Origin of the sequence: Nocardia sp. NPDC056100 (genome assembly GCF_042266325.1) — a bacterium.
Classification (GTDB): Bacteria; Actinomycetota; Actinomycetes; order Mycobacteriales; family Mycobacteriaceae; genus Nocardia.
Genome location: NZ_JBHJVY010000001.1, coordinates 1,904,645 through 1,920,286, shown reverse-complemented (window position 1 = coordinate 1,920,286; position 15,642 = coordinate 1,904,645). Strand labels below are relative to the sequence as shown.

Here is a 15,642-nt window from a genome sequence, read left to right as displayed (position 1 = left end):
TCCGAACCAGCGTGTGCGGCGGCGTCGATCCGCCACAGTGGGGCAAGGTGTTCATCGACCACGGGAGGCGACCATGACCGAGTTGACCGGCAAGATCGTGCTCGGCCCGCATCAGTATGGCAAGGCCGAGAACCGGGTGGTGCGCATCTATCGCGACACCGCGCGGCACAAGATTCGCGATCTGAACGTATCGTCCTGTCTGCGTGGGGCTTTCGACGAGGCGCATACCGCCGGGGATCAGGGCGGGGTGCTGCCCACCGATTCGCAGAAGCAGACCATCTTCACCTACGCCAAGACACACGGCGACGGCAGTATCGAACAGTACGGGCGGGCACTGGCCCGGCATTTCGCCGATGACATCGCGACGGTCGAGTCGGCGCGCATCGAGATCGAGGAATTCGCGTGGCAGCGGGTGCCGGTGGACGGCACCGGCCACGACCACACCTGGACCCGGGTCGGCCCGGAGGTCCGCATCGCCGCCGTCACCGTCACGGGAACCGGTGCCGCACAACGGGAATGGGTGATCGGCGGTGTCAAGGATCTGGTCATCCTCAAATCCACCGGTTCGGAATTCGCGGGCTTCCTCACCGACGAATTCACGGTCCTGGAACCTTCTTACGACCGCATCCTGGCCACCAGCCTCACCGCCCGCTGGCGCTTCGCCACCGATCCGGACGACTGGAACGCCACCTATGAGGGCATCCGCGCGGTCATGATCGCGAAATTCGCCACCCTGCACTCGAAAGCGTTGCAGCAGACCCTCTACGAAATGGGCCGGGCCGCCCTCGAGGCCTATCCCTGTCTCGCCGAAATCCGCATGTCCGCCCCCAATAAACACCACTGGTCCTTCGATCTGTCCCGCTTCGACGTCCCCAACAACGGCGAAGTCTTCTACGCCGACGACCGCCCCTACGGCCTCATCCAAGCCGCCGTCCTGCGCGAAGACGCCCCGGACGCGGGCACCGCCTGGGAGCCCTACACCGGCGCGGTCTGATCGCACCGTCACCCCGGCCGACCTGCTACGCCGGGGTGGCGTGCGCGGTGAGGGTGCGCATGGCGAGGTAGAGGTCGAGGCGGTCGTCGAGGTGGCCGAGGTCGCGGCCGGTGAGTTCCTCGATGCGGCCGATGCGATAGCGAACCGTGTTGAGGTGCAAATGCATTCGGTCGGCGGCTTGCCGCCACGAGCCCTCGCAGCCGAGGAAGACCTCCAGGGTTTGCAGTAGGTCCGCGCCGGTTCTGCGGTCGTAGTCCAGGACCGGGCCGAGGACGCGTTCGGCGAAGCGGCGTTGCAGTCCACCCGGGACGGCGGTGAAAAGCCCTACGGCCGTATCGATATCGGCGATGCGGATGCTCACCGGTGCGTCGTCATCCCGTGCGGCGGTGGCGGCCGCCGCCGCGGCGGCGATTGCGCCGGAAAGGGATTCGTCCCGCTGCTGCGCGCTGACCCCGAAGGCGATGCGGACGCCCCTCGCGCCCGGTTCGGCACCGCCGTCGGAATCGATCGGCCGCGGGTTGCTGAGAGCGGGAGCCAATCGGCCGATACGGCGGCGCAGTACCTCCGCCGTATCGTCCTGGGTGCCTTCGGCGATCGCGACGAGCCTGCCCTCGCGATCCACCGAGGTGGTGACGCCGGGCAGGGCATCGTGCAGTGCGGCACGCACTTCGGGAAGCCCTATGACGGTACGGGTTTCGGCCGGATGGAGTTCGCACACCACGGCGACCGCGCGCGCATCGGGGCGGTCGGCGGGTGCGGTGGGGAAGCGGTCGATGAGTTCCCAGTCCAGGTGCAGGCGATCCATACTGCGCTGGCGGTAGAGCTCGGCGATGGCGGCGAGGTCGGCGGCGAAGACCTCGGGTTCGGGGGCGGCGGGACGAATCACCAGGTACCAGGCGGTGATTCGATCTCCCGCGCCGACCTGGAGCACGCGCATCGCACCGGTGGTGACGGCGGGCAGGCGGGGCGCGGTCAGCGCGGTGGCGACGATGCGGTCGAGGTCGTCCTCGGAAATCGGTGCGGTTCCGGCGATTACGCGGCCCGTGGCGGTCACCACCCAGGCGGCGACCTCCTGTTCCAGGGCGATATCGGCGATCAGGTCGCCGATATCGCTGCCGCCCGCGACGGCGGCGAGCAGTCGGCGCTGGCGGTCCACCCGGGATTGCACGCGCCGCCAGCGCAATTCGGCGGCCTGTTCGGCGAGGTATTCGATGATGCGGCTGAAGGGCACGCTCTGCGGTGCGGACAGCAGGGGCAGGCCGTGCCGTTCGCACGCGGCGATCACATCGTCGGGGACGTGACCGTGCAGTGCCTGACCCGCGATCAGTCCGGCGATTCCGGCTTCGGCGAGCATGCCGATATAGCGGTCCGAATCCGCCGCGGCCTGCCGCCACACCAATCCGGTGCACACCAGCGCGCCCTCGGTCACGAAGGGCCGAGGGTCGGGCATATCGGTCGCGCATACCCGTGCGACCGGTCGGTCCAGTTCTGTCGTATCGCCGTGCAGCAGTCGCATTCGCAATTGCGGCGCAGCGAGTATGTCCCGCACCAGCACGGCGCACCTCCCGTGTTCGGTCCGAATGTCCGCCACGCTAGAACGCGGGTATTTCCGCGCCGTTTCATCCATGCTGCGTCCGCCGCACCGGCCCTCGGTAGGGTGGACCGAATGAGTCGGCGCATCCCCGTTCTGATCGTGGCCGGATTCCTGGGCGCCGGTAAGACGACCCTGCTCAACCGCCTGCTGCGCAATCGTGAGCTGCGGATCGGCGTGGTGGTCAATGACTTCGGCGCGGTGAATATCGACGCCATGCTGGTGGCCGGTCAGGTCGACGCCATGGTGTCGCTCGGCAACGGCTGCGTCTGCTGTGCGGTGGACGTCACCGAACTCGATGACCTCTTCGATCGGCTGGCGCATCCGAAACAGCGCATCGATGTGATCGTGGTCGAGGCCAGCGGTCTGGCCGAACCCCGCAATCTGATTCGCATGGTCACCGGCAGCGATAATCCGCGCATCCGCTACGGCGGCCTCATCGAACTGGTGGATGCCGAGCACTTCGCCGAAAGCCGCGCTCGGCACCCCGAACTCGACACGCATCTGCGCATGGCCGATCTGGTCGTACTCAACAAGGCGGACCGGGTGGCCCCCGAGGCGCTGGCCGCGCTGCGCACCGAGATCACCGACCTCGTCGGACAGGTCCCGGTCTACGCCACCTCGCACGGCCGGATCGAACCCGCGCTACTGTTCGACATCCCGGAGCGTCCCGCCACCGAACTCCGTGCGGGCCAACAGCTCAGCTTCGACGAATTGCTGCTCGAGCATTCGGACGATGAGCACGACGACCATCAGTGCGACGGCGACCATGACCATGCGGGGCATCGCCACCTGCACGACGCCTACGAGAGCGTCTCCTTCACCAGCACCGCCGATCTGAACCCGCGCGAACTGATCGCCGTACTGGAGGACCCGCCCCCGGGTCTGTTCCGAGCCAAAGGCATTCTCGCCTTCGCGGTGCCGGAGGATTCCCGGAAGTTCCTGCTGCACATGGTCGGCCGCCACATCACCATCGAGCCGACCACCTGGTCCCGCAACGAACCCCGCACCAGCAGTCTGGTACTGATCGGCCCAGGGTTGGACGCCGACCTGATCACCAAGCGCCTGGAATCCACCGTTCACACGGCCCCGGAGCCGCTGGACGCCCACGCGCTGCTGCCCATCTGGCGCTATGTGGCCGCCACCGAGGATTAACCGCAGGCGTTCACCCATTCGGAGAGGCCGTCGGTGAAGAGCTGGCGCTTCCAGATGGGGACTTCGTGTTTGATGCGATCCACCAGGGTGGCGCAGGTGGCGAAGGCTTCGGCGCGATGCGGAGAGGCCACCGCGACAGCTATTGCCAGATCGCCGATGGCCAGGGGGCCGATGCGGTGGATGGCGGCGACCGGGAGCCCGGAGGATTCGGCGACCTCGGCGCAGACGCGGCGCAGGAATTTCGCGGCGTCGGGGTGGGCGGAGTATTCGAGGGCCGAAACCGCCTGGCCGCCATCGTGATTGCGGACGGTGCCGGTGAAGACCACCACCGCGCCGTGCTCCGGCCCGATCACGGCCTTCTCGACCTCGGCCGGGTTCAACGGCTGATCGCTGATGTAGGCGAGCAATTCGGTGCCGTCACTCATGGCTGCCTCCTCCGGCCACCTGGGCCAGCAGATGTTCGAGAAGCGGTGTCAGGACCGCGATTCCATCCTTCACGCCGCCGGGGGAGCCGGGCAGGTTCACGATCACGGTGCGGCCCGCGAGGCCCGCGACGCCCCGGCTCAGGGCCGCGAGCGGGAATTTCGCGGTGCCGCGCTGGCGAATCGACTCGGCCACACCGGGGAGTTCGCGATCCAGCACGGCCAGGGTGGCCTCGGGGGTGCCGTCGGTGGGGGAGGCCCCGGTGCCGCCGGTGCTGATCACCAGCGCCGGTTCCGCCGCGAGCGCCTCGGACAGCCCGTACGAGATATCGGCGTCCGCGTACACGAGTGGCCCGCGCACCGAGAAACCCTGTTCCCCAAGCCATTTCGCGAGCACCGGCCCGGTGGTGTCCTCGCGCGAACCGGCCGCCGCACCGGTGGAGGCCACCAGCACCACGGCGCTCTTCCCGGTGCCGTACGCGGGAGTCGGAGTGAGGTGCGGAGCCCCCGCCGTGCCGGAATCGACGACGTGCGAATGCTGTCCGTGCGCACCATGATCCGTAGCGTGGCGCACCGCGCTGTCGCGTGAAGTCTCAGCGAGTTCGCGCTCGCGCACCCAATGTCCGTGCTTGCCACCGTCTTTGGTGAGCAGGCGGACCGCGTGCAACGAAGCGGCGGGATCGACGGCCTTGATCATGTCGTGCAGGGTGAGGCCCGCGACGGCGACGGCGGTGAGCGCTTCCATCTCGACGCCGGTGGGGCCCTTGGTCTTGGCGACGGCCTCGATGGTGATGGTGGTTTCGGTGAAATCGAAGCTCACGTTCACCGAGGACAGCGCCAGCTGATGGCACAGCGGAATGAGCTCGGAGGTCTTCTTCGCGCCGTTGATCCCGGCCAGCCGGGCGGTGGTCAGCACATCGGCCTTGGGCATACCGTCGGCGCGCACCAGCCGGACCACCTCGGCGGTGGTGTGCAGCTCACCGGCCGCGACCGCGATCCGGGCGGTGTCGGCTTTGGCGCTCACATCGACCATGCGCGCGCGGCCTTCGTGATCGACATGCGACAGCTCACTCATTCCACCAGCCTTCCACAGCCGTGCGCACCGCGACATCAGAGGGCAGCACAGATCGCACCCCGGCAATCGGGGTTCGTTCGGGTGGATCTACAGGGGCCAGGTGCGCACGATCGTCCCGGCGGCGATGTCGGTATCGGCGGCGGGGATGTCGATCAGCACATCGGCCCGGGCCATGGTCGCGATCAGATGTGAGCCCTGACCGGCCAATGGCTCGACGCCCTCGGGGGTGAGCAGTCCGCGCAGCAGTTGGCGTTTACCGGCGGGGGAGTGCAGCGCCGCCAGCACCGGAAGCTCCGAGCTGACGATCGGCGGCAGCCCGCCGAGCTCGCGCAGGATGGGGCGGGCGAACATGTCGAACGACACCACGGTGCTGACCGGGTTGCCCGGGAAATTCAGGATCGGGGTGCCGTCGACCACGGTGATGCCCTGCGGCCCGCCGGGTTGCATTGCGACATGGCCGAATTCGCCGCCGAGCGTGCTCAGCACCTCCTTCACCACCTCGAAATCACCCATCGACACCCCGCCGGAGGTGAAGACCAGATCGGCGGCGGCGACCGCTTCGTCGAGGCGGCGGCGGAATTCGGCGTGATCGTCGGTGGAGTGCGCGATCGACACCACCTCCGCGCCGTTCTCGGTGAGCGCGGCGGCCAGTGCCAGCCCGTTCGAGTTGTAGATCTGTCCCGGCAGCAGCCGCAATCCGGCCTGGACCAGCTCATCGCCGGTGGTGATGACCGCGGCCCGCACCCGCCGGTACACGGGCAGTTCCGGCAGTCCGACCGCCGCCAGCGCGGCGATATGGCGCGGCTTCAACAGCGTCCCCGCCGCCGCCAGCAATTGCCCGGTGCGCACGTCCGTCCCGGCCTCGCGCACGAAATCACCTGCGGCGCGGCTTCTTTCGATGATCACCGCATCGCCCTCGACGCGCGTGTGCTCGACCGGCACCACGCAGTCCGCGCCCGCCGGAATCGGCGCTCCCGTCATGACTTTCAGCGCACCGCCCGCGGGCAGCGTTGCCGCGCCGGTGTTCCCGGCCGCCACCACACCCGCCAGCGGCAGCGTCACCGGGACGATCGCCACCGATTCCGCGCGCACCGCGTAGCCGTCCATGGACGAATTCCGGAACACCGGCAGATCCAGGGGGGAGTACACATCGGCGCTCAAGCGCCGCCCGAGCGCATCGGCCATCGGCACCGCTTCGGTCTCGCGCGCGGCCAGTGGTCGCAGCAGATCCTCGATGCGTTGCCGGTGGTCGTCGACGGAACGAACCGGGGCCAGAGCATGCCGGGAACTCATGTCGGTGAGCCTATACGCGCCCTCGATCCGGACAAGCCGGGTCGTCGATCCGGCGGGGGGCTTGCGCGGGCGGACATAATGGTCGAATGACCGTGGTCGCTATGGGGATGCCCGCCGTACGTACCGGGCAGCCTTCCCTCGATGGCCGCCCGGACACTCCACTGCTGTTGGATCGATACGGTCGCATCGGGCGTGACCTGCGGGTATCCATTACCGAGAAGTGTTCGCTGCGCTGTACGTACTGCATGCCGGAAGAGGGTTTACCGCCCATTCCGGCCGACGAGTTGCTCACCGCCGCCGAGATCGTCCGGCTGGTCACCCTCGCCGTGCGGGAGCTCGGCGTACACGAGGTGCGCTTCACCGGCGGGGAACCGCTCATGCGCCGTGACCTGGAGAAAATCATCGCGGGCTGCCGGGCCGAACTGCCGGGCACACCGCTGGCCATGACCACCAACGGCGTCGGGCTCGAACACCGCGCGAGCAAACTCGCGGCAGCCGGGCTGAATCGCATCAACGTCTCGCTGGACACCGTCGATCGCGAAGGCTTCGCCGCCCTCACCCGACGGGATCGACTGGACTCGGTCTTCGCGGGCATCCGCGCCGCGCGCCGGGCCGGACTGACCCCGATCAAAGTCAATGCCGTGCTGATGCGGGAAACCCTCGCGGGCGCGGGCGATCTGCTGCGCTGGTGCCTCGACGAAGGGTGCGATCTGCGCTTCATCGAGGAGATGCCGCTCGATGCCGATCACGAGTGGGCGCGCGCGAATATGATCACCGCCGCCGAACTGCTCGAGGTGCTCGGCGCGCGTTTCACCCTGACCGAGACCGATCGCGATGATCCCTCGGCCCCCGCCGAACGCTGGCTGGTGGACGGTGGTCCGGCCACCGTCGGCATCATCGCCTCGGTGACGCGCAGCTTCTGCTCGGACTGCGACCGCACCCGCCTGACCGCCGACGGTCGGCTGCGGTCCTGCCTGTTCAGCGATCAGGAGTACGACATTCGAGCCGCATTGCGCTCGCACGCCTCGGATGCCGATATCGCCACGCTGTGGCGCGGCGCCATGTGGAACAAATCCGCGGGACACGGTATCGACGCCGTGGGTTTCGTCCCGCCCACTCGAACGATGGGAGCCATCGGTGGTTGAGGTTCGCTATTTCGCCGCGATCGCGGATGCGGTCGGCAAACCGGGCGAACTGCTCGAATTGCCGTCCGGTGCGACTGTCGGCGATCTGCGCAGCACGCTCGCGCACACCTACGGACCGAAACTCGAGCCGATGCTCAAGGTGTGCGCGTACCTCATCGGCGATGAGCTCACCCGGGACGCGACGACCGTGCTGTCTCCCCGGGTGGACGTGCTGCCCCCGTTTGCCGGAGGCTGAGCGCCGCACCCGATGACCATGAATAGGTCATCTGACCAGCAAAAAGGTTGGTAACGAATCATTCGCCATCCCGATATCCGGACTGTCCAGTCCCTCTGATCGGGAGGTGTCGCGATGGCGCGACTGTTGCCCGCTCTACTCCTCGGCGCATTCATCATCGCCGCCGTCTCCCTGGCCACCGGCAGTTCGGTCACCTCACTGCACTGTGAACAAGCAAGAGTGGCGGTCGCACCCGCCGCACAGCACTGAGATTCCCGAAAACGAAAGCGCCCGCCGCATTCTCGAATGCGGCGGGCGATGTTCGATAGAGCCTATTTCCACCAGGTGTCGAGCGGAGTCACCGGAACCGCGCGCTTGTGGCGGGTGTTCCGGAAGATCGACTCCAGGCGTTCGGCGACCTCGGGCTCGACATCCTTGCCCTCGAGGTAGTCGTCGATCTGGGAGTACTTCAGCCCCAGGGCTTCCTCGTCCGGCAGGGCCGGGCGATCGTCCTCCAGATCGGCGGTCGGCACCTTCTGCCAGACGCTCGGCGGTGCGCCGAGCTCCTGCAGCAGGGCCGCGCCCTGGCGTTTGGTGAGTCCGGTCAGCGGGGTGATGTCCACACCGCCGTCACCGTATTTGGTGAAGAACCCGGTGACCGCCTCCGCCGCGTGATCGGTGCCCGCCACCAGCAGATTCAACTGTCCGGCGATGGCGTACTGCAGCACCATGCGCTCACGCGCCTTGATATTGCCGCGCACGAAATCGCGCAGCCGGGTGGCGCCGCCGAGCAATTCGTCGATGCCGTACGCGGCCTCTTCGGCGGCGGCGTCGGCACTGGGCTTGACGTTCACGGTGACCGAGCGATCCGGCTTGATGAAGCGCAGCGCGATTTGCGCGTCCTGCTCATCGGCCTGCTTGCCGTACGGCAGTCGCACGGCAACGAAGGTGGCGTCACGGCCTTCGGAACGCAGTTCCTCGGCGGCGAGCTGACACAGGCGACCGGTCAGCGTGGAGTCCTGGCCGCCGCTGATACCTAGCACGAAACCCTTTGCGGGCGTAGAGCGCAGATAGTCCTTGAGGAAGTCGATGCGCCGCCGCACTTCGGTTTTCGGTTCGATGGCGGGCAGCACGCCGAGTTCGGCGATGATCGATTCGCGCAGGTCTCCCATACGTTCACTCTACTGCGCGGTGATCTTCCCCGGCGGGCGGAACGACTCGGCGCACCAGGGCTTCCCAATTATCGCCGACCTGGGCGAGGGTGAAACCGAGCTGCCGAGTCTGATGCAGCACCAGGCCCGCGTCCAAGGGTGCGAGCAGGGCGTCGGCCAGTAGCGAGATCTCGCCCGGAATTCCGGCCTGGCGCAACAGGATCGACACGTGCGTCTTGGTCAGGTTGTAGGGCGGACCGGCGTAGCGGTCCGGACTGCTGATGGTGGCGGCGCGCAGCACATCGCCCTCGATCTCGGTCAGGGTGAGGCGGGCGCGGCCGTAGGCCACCAGTCGCTCGAGCGGCGGTGCGCCCGGTCCCAGCGGTGGCGGTCCGAACATGTACGCGGCCTGCAGATTTCGATCGGATTCGTCGAGCAGCGCGTACATCAGTCCGGCGCGATTGCCGAAGCGGCGGAAGACCGTGCCCTTGCCGACCCCGGCCTGTTTGGCGACCGCGTCCATGGTGAGGGCGTCCGCGCCGTCGCGGCGCACCAGTTCGACGGCCGCGTCCAGCAACAACTTTCGGTTGCGGGCGGCGTCCGCGCGTTCGGCGGGTTCGCTGTCGACGATCGACAGCGCGGGCCCGATGCCGAGCGGTTGGGCCAGGGGTACGGGCGTACCCGCGCCGGGGGGTTTGGCCGAGCTCACAGTGAACCTCAAATCGCCGGGATGAAAGTGGACCGTGGTCCGGTTAGATGCTACCGTAAGCGCCGCCCAGCGCCAGAGAGCATCAGGAGTTAATGCCATGACGATCAAGATTCTCGCCATTTCCGGTGGACTGCGCGCCGCCTCCACCAATACCGCGCTGCTGCGCGCGGCGCAGCAACTCGCCCCGGAGGGCGTCGAGATCGAGATCTACGACGGCATTCGGGACCTGCCCTACTTCGATGAGGATCTCGAGGGCGATGTACCCGCCGCGGTGGTCGAGCTGCGCGAGCGGATCCGCGACGCGGACGGCGTGCTCATCGCCAGCCCCGAGTACAACTACAGCATTCCGGGTGCGCTGAAGAACCTGCTGGACTGGGCTTCTCGCCCGTACGGCCAGTCCTTCCTGACCGATAAGCCGGTCGCCATCATGGGCGCGTCGGGTTCGCAGTTCGGCACCGTGCGCGCGCAGAACCATCTGCGCGATGTCTTCCACTGGCTGGATTCGCAGGTCGTGACCAAGCCGGAGGTGCACGTGGGTGCGAACTACACCCGCTTCGACGAGCAGGGCAACCTCACCGATGAGACCAGCCGCGGCCTGATCGCCGGACTGATCGCGGCCCTGGTCGTGCAGATCCAGAAGTCCCGGACGGTCGGCGCTGCCGCCTGATCCGCTTTTAATTCCAGTGAGGCCAAGGCTTTTCAGCCTTGGCCTCCGCTCGTTACCGTCCGAATCAAGGTGCGCAGGAGTTTTGCCTCGAAGGGTGTCGCAGGTCATAGCTTTGCCGCCGCCACCCCGGAATAAAAACGGACCGCAGTCCGGTTATCTCGGAGTACGAATACCGCCACTGGATACAGACCCGCAGGAGTGATCACCATGTCGCAGACCCGCATCATCGCCCTCGTCGGCAGCCTCCGCGCCGCCTCGATCAACCGCCGCCTCGCCGAGGCCGCCGCGCAGACCGCGGCCGGCGATGTCGAGATCACCATCTACGAGGGTCTGGGCGATATCCCCTTCTACAACGAGGATCTCGATGTGGCGGGCCAGGTTCCGGCCACCGCCGCCGCCCTGCGCGAGGCCGTCGGCGCGGCCGACGCGGTACTGCTCGTGACCCCCGAATACAACGGCACGCTGCCCGCGGTGCTCAAGAACGCCATCGACTGGGCGTCCCGGCCGTACGGCGCGGGTGCGCTCAAGGCCAAGCCGTCGGCCGTGATCAGCGCGTCGATCAGCTCGAACGCGGCCAAGTGGTCGCATGACGACGCGGTCAAGTCGCTCGGCGTGGCGGGTTCGAAGGTGGTCGAGGAGGCGTCGCTGAACTTCGGCACCATCGGCCAGCGCTTCGGCGAGACGCATCCGGCCGACGATGCCGAGGCGCTCACCCAGCTGGCCGCCACCGTGCGCCTGCTCGCGGAGACCGCGCAGGCCCTCGCGGAGACGGCGCAGGCCACAGTCAACGTCTGAGCAACTATCGGGTGACTCCAGCGGTAACCGCTGAATCCAGTGTGAGGCCACGGCTTTTCAGCCGTGGCCTGCCGCATTTCCGGGGTGCTCCACGCTACCTTCAGCTGATGAAGCTACCGAGTGGCAACTCATCGTGGAGTCGCTGCCTGCTGACCGCCGCGCTGGCAGTTTCCGCCACCGCCGCCGTGGTCACCGCGAGCGATGCGACCGCCGAGGCCAATGTCCGCCTGTACCTCGGCAATTGGGCCGGATACGTGGTGAAGGGTGATTTCCGGGAGGTCAGCGCCACCTGGACGCAGCCCGAGATCTCCTGCACCAATGAGGGCACGCTGCAACGGATCGTGCCCTGGGTCGGACTGAACGGCGCGAACGATCTGAACGGTCAGGTGGCATTACCGCTCATGCAGACCGGGGTGGAATCGCTGTGCGCCAGCGATGCCGCCTTCTACGCGGCGCTGCCCGGATTGCAGTTCGAGAATCTGGCCGCGGATCTGTCCTATGCCGATCCCCGGCTCTCGGGCGCGATCATGCGCGCGGGTGACACGGTCTCCAACGCGCTCAGCGGTGCGATGGACGGGGTGTGCGCGACGGGCATGCTGAGTGGAATGTGCACTCCCGAAAAGGATGTCGACGGGTGGTGGGAGGCGTATCCGGCCGCGCCGGTGAGCTATGACGATGTCGCGGTGCGGCCCGGTGATGTCATGCGCTCGACCGTCGGCTGGGATGGCCACAACTATGTGATGACCCTCGAGAACCGCACCGGCAATTGGACGCGCACCACGACGCGGCCGTCCGACGCGCCCGCGCGCACCGCCGAGATCGTGATCGAGGGGCACCTCGACGCGGCGCTGCCCGGATTCGAGCCGATCACCTTCACCGACATCCAGATCGACGGCAAACCGCTCTCGGCCTATGACGCCCAGACCTACGGCATCGCCGCGACGAATCGTTTGCTCGCGCCCGGTCCGGTGGACGGCTCCAGCTTCACCATCGGCTGACGCGGTGTGCGCCATCCCGGCGTGTTGTGGACCGGGATCCGCGACACGCCGGGGCGGTGCCGGATTTCGCTCCCCGGGAGCCGGATCCCGCGCCACGCGCGAGATCGGATAACCCCACCTCGCGCGTGGCGGGTGGGACACGCGGGAAACGTGTTGATCAGGGTGAATGGTGTGTTTGCCGGAAGTGTGCTGGATGCCGAAATTGTGATCTGCGCCTCAGTCGTGTCGGGTTGCGAATCGAGCGTCCTGGCACTTCGTTCACTCGAATTTCACCTTTGTGGTTCGCAACATGTCGTGTTGGATGAATCTGTCGGCCACTAGGTGTAGTGTCTTGGGAGCTGGAAGGGCACGCGGCGAGACCCTCGAAGGGAGCCGCGCGACCAGGGACTTCGGTCTCGCGTCCAGGGGTTTGCGCACTTACTACATGGTTCTTGTTTTCAGCCGTGCACTGCATCGGATCTAAGGCAAGGAGAAGGGGAGATACCAATGACCATCACCGTTTACACCAAGCCCGCTTGTGTGCAGTGCAACGCAACGTACCGTGCCCTCGACAAGGCCGGTGTCGCGTACGACGTCATCGACATCTCCGAGAATCCCGAAGCCCGCGATTACGTGATGGCGCTCGGGTACCTCCAGGCTCCCGTCGTGGTCGCCGGTGACGCCCACTGGTCCGGCTTCCGCCCGGATCGGATCAAGGCGCTCGCCGAGTCCGTCGCCGTCGCCTAGCGGACCGAAGCGGCCGATCAACGGTCGGCCGCTATGCGCGTTCGCCCGAGCCGAGAGGAGTCGAGATGGCTGAGTTGTCCACGGGGACAGCGAATCTGGTCTACTTCTCCAGCGCATCGGAGAACACGCACCGCTTCGTGGAACGGCTGGGCATTCCCGCCGTCCGCATACCGCTTCATACCGCCGACTCACTGCGAGTCGACGAACCCTACGTGCTGATCGTCCCCACCTACGGTGGCGGTCGGCACGTTCTGGGTGGTGCGCGGCCCGATAAGGAGTTCGTCCCCCGTCAGGTGGCCAAATTCCTCAACGATCCGCACAATCGCGCACTGCTGCGCGGCGTCATCGCGGCCGGCAATACGAACTTCGGTGATACGTACTGCTTTGCGGGCGAAGTGATTTCGCGCAAAACCGGAGTGCCGTACCTGTATCGCTTCGAACTCATGGGAACTGCCGAGGACGTCGAGCGCGTCCGAGAGGGATTGGAATCGTTTTGGCAACGACAACCGCACCGGTCGGAAAGAATGCCCGCGTAGAACGCCCCGTCAGCGGTGAATCCACCGCGGGGCTGGACTACCACGCGCTCAACGCGATGCTGAACCTGTACGGCCCCAATGGCGAGATCCAGTTCGACAAGGACCGCGAGGCCGCGCACCAGTACTTCCTGCAGCACGTCAATCAGAACACGGTCTTCTTCCACAACCTGCGCGAGAAGCTCGACTACCTGGTCAAAGAGAACTACTACGAGACCGAGGTGCTCGACCAGTACAGCTTCGACTTCACCAAGAAGCTGTTCAAGCAGGCGTACGGCAAGAAGTTCCGCTTCCCGACCTTCCTCGGCGCGTTCAAGTACTACACGAGCTACACGCTCAAGACCTTCGACGGTAAGCGCTACCTGGAGCGTTTCGAGGATCGCGTCTGCCTGGTCGCCATGACCCTGGCCGCCGGTGACGAGACCCTCGCGCAGGAACTGGTCGAGGAGATCATGGACGGGCGTTTCCAGCCCGCCACCCCGACCTTCCTGAATTCGGGCAAGAAGCAGCGCGGTGAGCCGGTGTCCTGCTTCCTGCTGCGCATCGAGGACAATATGGAGTCCATCGGGCGCTCCATCAACTCCGCGCTGCAGCTGTCCAAGCGCGGCGGCGGTGTCGCCCTGCTGCTGAGCAATATTCGTGAGACCGGCGCGCCGATCAAGAAGATCGAGAACCAGTCCTCGGGCGTCATTCCGATCATGAAGCTGCTGGAGGACTCGTTCTCCTACGCGAATCAGCTGGGTGCGCGCCAGGGTGCGGGCGCGGTGTACCTGCAGGCGCATCACCCCGATATCTACCGCTTCCTGGACACCAAGCGCGAGAACGCGGATGAGAAGATCCGCATCAAGACGCTGTCCCTCGGCGTGGTCATCCCGGACATCACGTTCGAGCTGGCGAAGAAGAACGAGGACATGTACCTGTTCTCGCCGTACGACGTGGAGCGCATCTACGGCGTGCCGTTCGCCGATATCAATATCACCGAGAAGTACTACGAGATGGTCGACGACAAGCGAATTCGCAAGTCCAAGATCAAGGCTCGCGAATTCTTCCAGACCATCGCCGAGCTGCAGTTCGAGTCGGGCTACCCGTACATCATGTACGAGGACACCGTGAACCGGGCGAACCCCATCAAGGGCAAGATCACCCACTCGAACCTGTGCTCGGAGATCCTGCAGGTCTCCACCCCGTCGCTGTACAACGACGATCTGTCCTACTCCAAAGTGGGCAAGGACATTTCGTGCAACCTGGGTTCGCTGAACATCGCCAAGACGATGGATTCGCCGGATCTTGCCAAGACGGTGGAGACCTCGATCCGCGCGCTCACCGCGGTGTCGGATCAGACGCATATCAACTCGGTGCCCTCGATCGAGCAGGGCAACAACGAGTCTCACGCCATCGGCCTCGGGCAGATGAACCTGCACGGCTACCTCGCTCGTGAGCGCGTGCACTACGGCTCCGAAGAGGGCATCGACTTCACGAACATCTACTTCTACACGATCGCGTACCACGCGGTCCGCGCCTCGAACCTGATCGCCAAGGAGCGCGGCCGGGCGTTCGGCGGCTTCCCGGAGTCCAAGTACGCCAGCGGCGAGTACTTCGACAAGTACACCGATCAGCTGTGGGAGCCCAAGACCGATCGCGTCCGCGAGATCTTCGCCGAGGCGGGCGTGCACATCCCCACCCAGGAGGATTGGCGCGAGCTCAAGGCTTCGGTCATGGAGTACGGCATCTACAACCAGAACCTGCAGGCCGTTCCGCCGACCGGTTCCATCTCGTACATCAACCACTCCACCAGCTCGATCCACCCGATCGCCTCGAAGATCGAGATCCGCAAGGAAGGCAAGATCGGCCGCGTCTACTACCCGGCCCCTTACCTGACCAACGAGAACCTCGATTACTTCCAGGACGCGTACGACATCGGCTACGAAAAGGTCATCGACACCTACGCCGCCGCCACCCAGCACGTGGATCAGGGCCTGTCGCTGACCCTGTTCTTCAAGGACAGCGCCACCACCCGCGATGTGAACCGCGCGCAGATCTACGCCTGGCGCAAGGGCATCAAAACCCTCTACTACATCCGCATCCGCCAAATGGCTTTGGAGGGAACTGAAGTAGAGGGCTGCGTGAGCTGCATGCTCTGAGGTCACAACCGCACTTACGAAACACCGCATAGT

At 66.2% G+C, this 15,642-nt stretch carries 17 protein-coding genes; 11 read left to right on the top strand and 6 right to left on the bottom strand.

Annotated elements, in window-relative coordinates:
- The first annotated feature begins 73 nt into the window (after positions 1-73).
- A complete protein-coding gene (gene pucL / locus ACFC0O_RS08920; RefSeq protein WP_375955071.1) occupies positions 74-994 on the top strand; it encodes a factor-independent urate hydroxylase in 921 nt (306 codons plus the stop codon).
- A gap of 25 nt (positions 995-1,019) precedes the next feature.
- Here pucL and ACFC0O_RS08915 read toward each other — a convergent pair whose 3' ends face one another.
- Positions 1,020-2,549 carry a PucR family transcriptional regulator gene (locus tag ACFC0O_RS08915; RefSeq protein ID WP_375955069.1) on the bottom strand — a complete coding sequence of 510 codons (1,530 nt, stop codon included), beginning with the start codon at positions 2,547-2,549 and terminating at the stop codon, positions 1,020-1,022.
- Between the two features lie 111 nt (positions 2,550-2,660).
- Between ACFC0O_RS08915 and ACFC0O_RS08910 the strand changes: the two genes are divergently transcribed.
- Positions 2,661-3,740 carry a CobW family GTP-binding protein gene (locus tag ACFC0O_RS08910; RefSeq protein ID WP_375955067.1) on the top strand — a complete coding sequence of 360 codons (1,080 nt, stop codon included), beginning with the start codon at positions 2,661-2,663 and terminating at the stop codon, positions 3,738-3,740.
- On the opposite strand, the gene ACFC0O_RS08905 is transcribed toward ACFC0O_RS08910, so the two are convergent.
- From ACFC0O_RS08905 to glp, 3 genes are all read right to left on the bottom strand, one after another.
- The gene (locus ACFC0O_RS08905) at positions 3,737-4,165 is read right to left on the bottom strand and encodes a molybdenum cofactor biosynthesis protein MoaE (protein WP_375955065.1); all 429 of its coding nucleotides are present in this window, start codon (positions 4,163-4,165) and stop codon (positions 3,737-3,739) included. The two genes, ACFC0O_RS08910 and ACFC0O_RS08905, sit on opposite strands and share 4 nt — an antisense overlap.
- Complete coding sequence (moaCB, locus tag ACFC0O_RS08900) at positions 4,158-5,237, bottom strand: bifunctional molybdenum cofactor biosynthesis protein MoaC/MoaB (protein WP_375955063.1); 1,080 nt, start codon at positions 5,235-5,237, stop codon at positions 4,158-4,160. The genes ACFC0O_RS08905 and moaCB overlap by 8 nt, the downstream gene beginning before the upstream one ends.
- 87 nt (positions 5,238-5,324) lie before the next feature.
- Positions 5,325-6,530: a gephyrin-like molybdotransferase Glp gene (gene glp, locus ACFC0O_RS08895; RefSeq protein ID WP_375955061.1), complete on the bottom strand. Its 1,206-nt coding sequence runs from the start codon at positions 6,528-6,530 to the stop codon at positions 5,325-5,327.
- An 86-nt stretch (positions 6,531-6,616) separates the two neighbouring features.
- Between glp and moaA the strand changes: the two genes are divergently transcribed.
- The 3 genes from moaA to ACFC0O_RS08880 all read left to right on the top strand — a co-directional run bounded on the left by moaA (position 6,617) and on the right by ACFC0O_RS08880 (position 8,159).
- Entirely contained in the window at positions 6,617-7,675 is a 1,059-nt protein-coding gene (gene moaA, locus ACFC0O_RS08890) for a GTP 3',8-cyclase MoaA (protein WP_375955059.1), read from the top strand.
- A complete protein-coding gene (locus ACFC0O_RS08885; protein ID WP_364629912.1) occupies positions 7,668-7,910 on the top strand; it encodes a MoaD/ThiS family protein in 243 nt (80 codons plus the stop codon). The genes moaA and ACFC0O_RS08885 overlap by 8 nt, the downstream gene beginning before the upstream one ends.
- Positions 7,911-8,024: 114 nt before the next feature.
- Positions 8,025-8,159, top strand: a complete 135-nt coding sequence (locus ACFC0O_RS08880) for a hypothetical protein (protein ID WP_375955057.1) — start codon at positions 8,025-8,027, stop codon at positions 8,157-8,159.
- Positions 8,160-8,221: 62 nt separating this feature from the next.
- Here the strand turns inward: ACFC0O_RS08880 and nadE are convergent, their stop codons facing one another.
- Positions 8,222-9,061, bottom strand: a complete 840-nt coding sequence (gene nadE / locus ACFC0O_RS08875; protein ID WP_375955055.1) for an ammonia-dependent NAD(+) synthetase — start codon at positions 9,059-9,061, stop codon at positions 8,222-8,224.
- Positions 9,062-9,065: 4 nt separating this feature from the next.
- Positions 9,066-9,707: a TetR/AcrR family transcriptional regulator gene (locus tag ACFC0O_RS08870; RefSeq protein ID WP_375956055.1), complete on the bottom strand. Its 642-nt coding sequence runs from the start codon at positions 9,705-9,707 to the stop codon at positions 9,066-9,068.
- A gap of 139 nt (positions 9,708-9,846) precedes the next feature.
- Here ACFC0O_RS08870 and ACFC0O_RS08865 point away from each other — a divergent pair, with 139 nt between their 5' ends.
- The 6 genes from ACFC0O_RS08865 to nrdE all read left to right on the top strand — a co-directional run bounded on the left by ACFC0O_RS08865 (position 9,847) and on the right by nrdE (position 15,609).
- Positions 9,847-10,416 (top strand): NADPH-dependent FMN reductase, encoded by a 570-nt coding sequence (locus ACFC0O_RS08865; RefSeq protein ID WP_364629921.1) that lies wholly within the window; start codon positions 9,847-9,849, stop codon positions 10,414-10,416.
- Positions 10,417-10,623: 207 nt separating this feature from the next.
- Complete coding sequence (locus tag ACFC0O_RS08860; protein ID WP_375955054.1) at positions 10,624-11,211, top strand: NAD(P)H-dependent oxidoreductase; 588 nt, start codon at positions 10,624-10,626, stop codon at positions 11,209-11,211.
- A 107-nt stretch (positions 11,212-11,318) separates the two neighbouring features.
- Positions 11,319-12,209 (top strand): G1 family glutamic endopeptidase, encoded by an 891-nt coding sequence (locus ACFC0O_RS08855; protein ID WP_375955052.1) that lies wholly within the window; start codon positions 11,319-11,321, stop codon positions 12,207-12,209.
- Between the two features lie 486 nt (positions 12,210-12,695).
- A complete protein-coding gene (locus ACFC0O_RS08850; protein WP_364629929.1) occupies positions 12,696-12,935 on the top strand; it encodes a redoxin NrdH in 240 nt (79 codons plus the stop codon).
- Positions 12,936-13,000: 65 nt separating this feature from the next.
- Positions 13,001-13,471: a class Ib ribonucleoside-diphosphate reductase assembly flavoprotein NrdI gene (nrdI, locus tag ACFC0O_RS08845; RefSeq protein WP_364629932.1), complete on the top strand. Its 471-nt coding sequence runs from the start codon at positions 13,001-13,003 to the stop codon at positions 13,469-13,471.
- 32 nt (positions 13,472-13,503) lie between these two features.
- On the top strand, positions 13,504-15,609 hold the full coding sequence (gene nrdE / locus ACFC0O_RS08840; RefSeq protein ID WP_375956052.1) for a class 1b ribonucleoside-diphosphate reductase subunit alpha: 2,106 nt from the start codon (positions 13,504-13,506) through the stop codon (positions 15,607-15,609).
- The last annotated feature ends 33 nt before the right edge of the window (positions 15,610-15,642 follow it).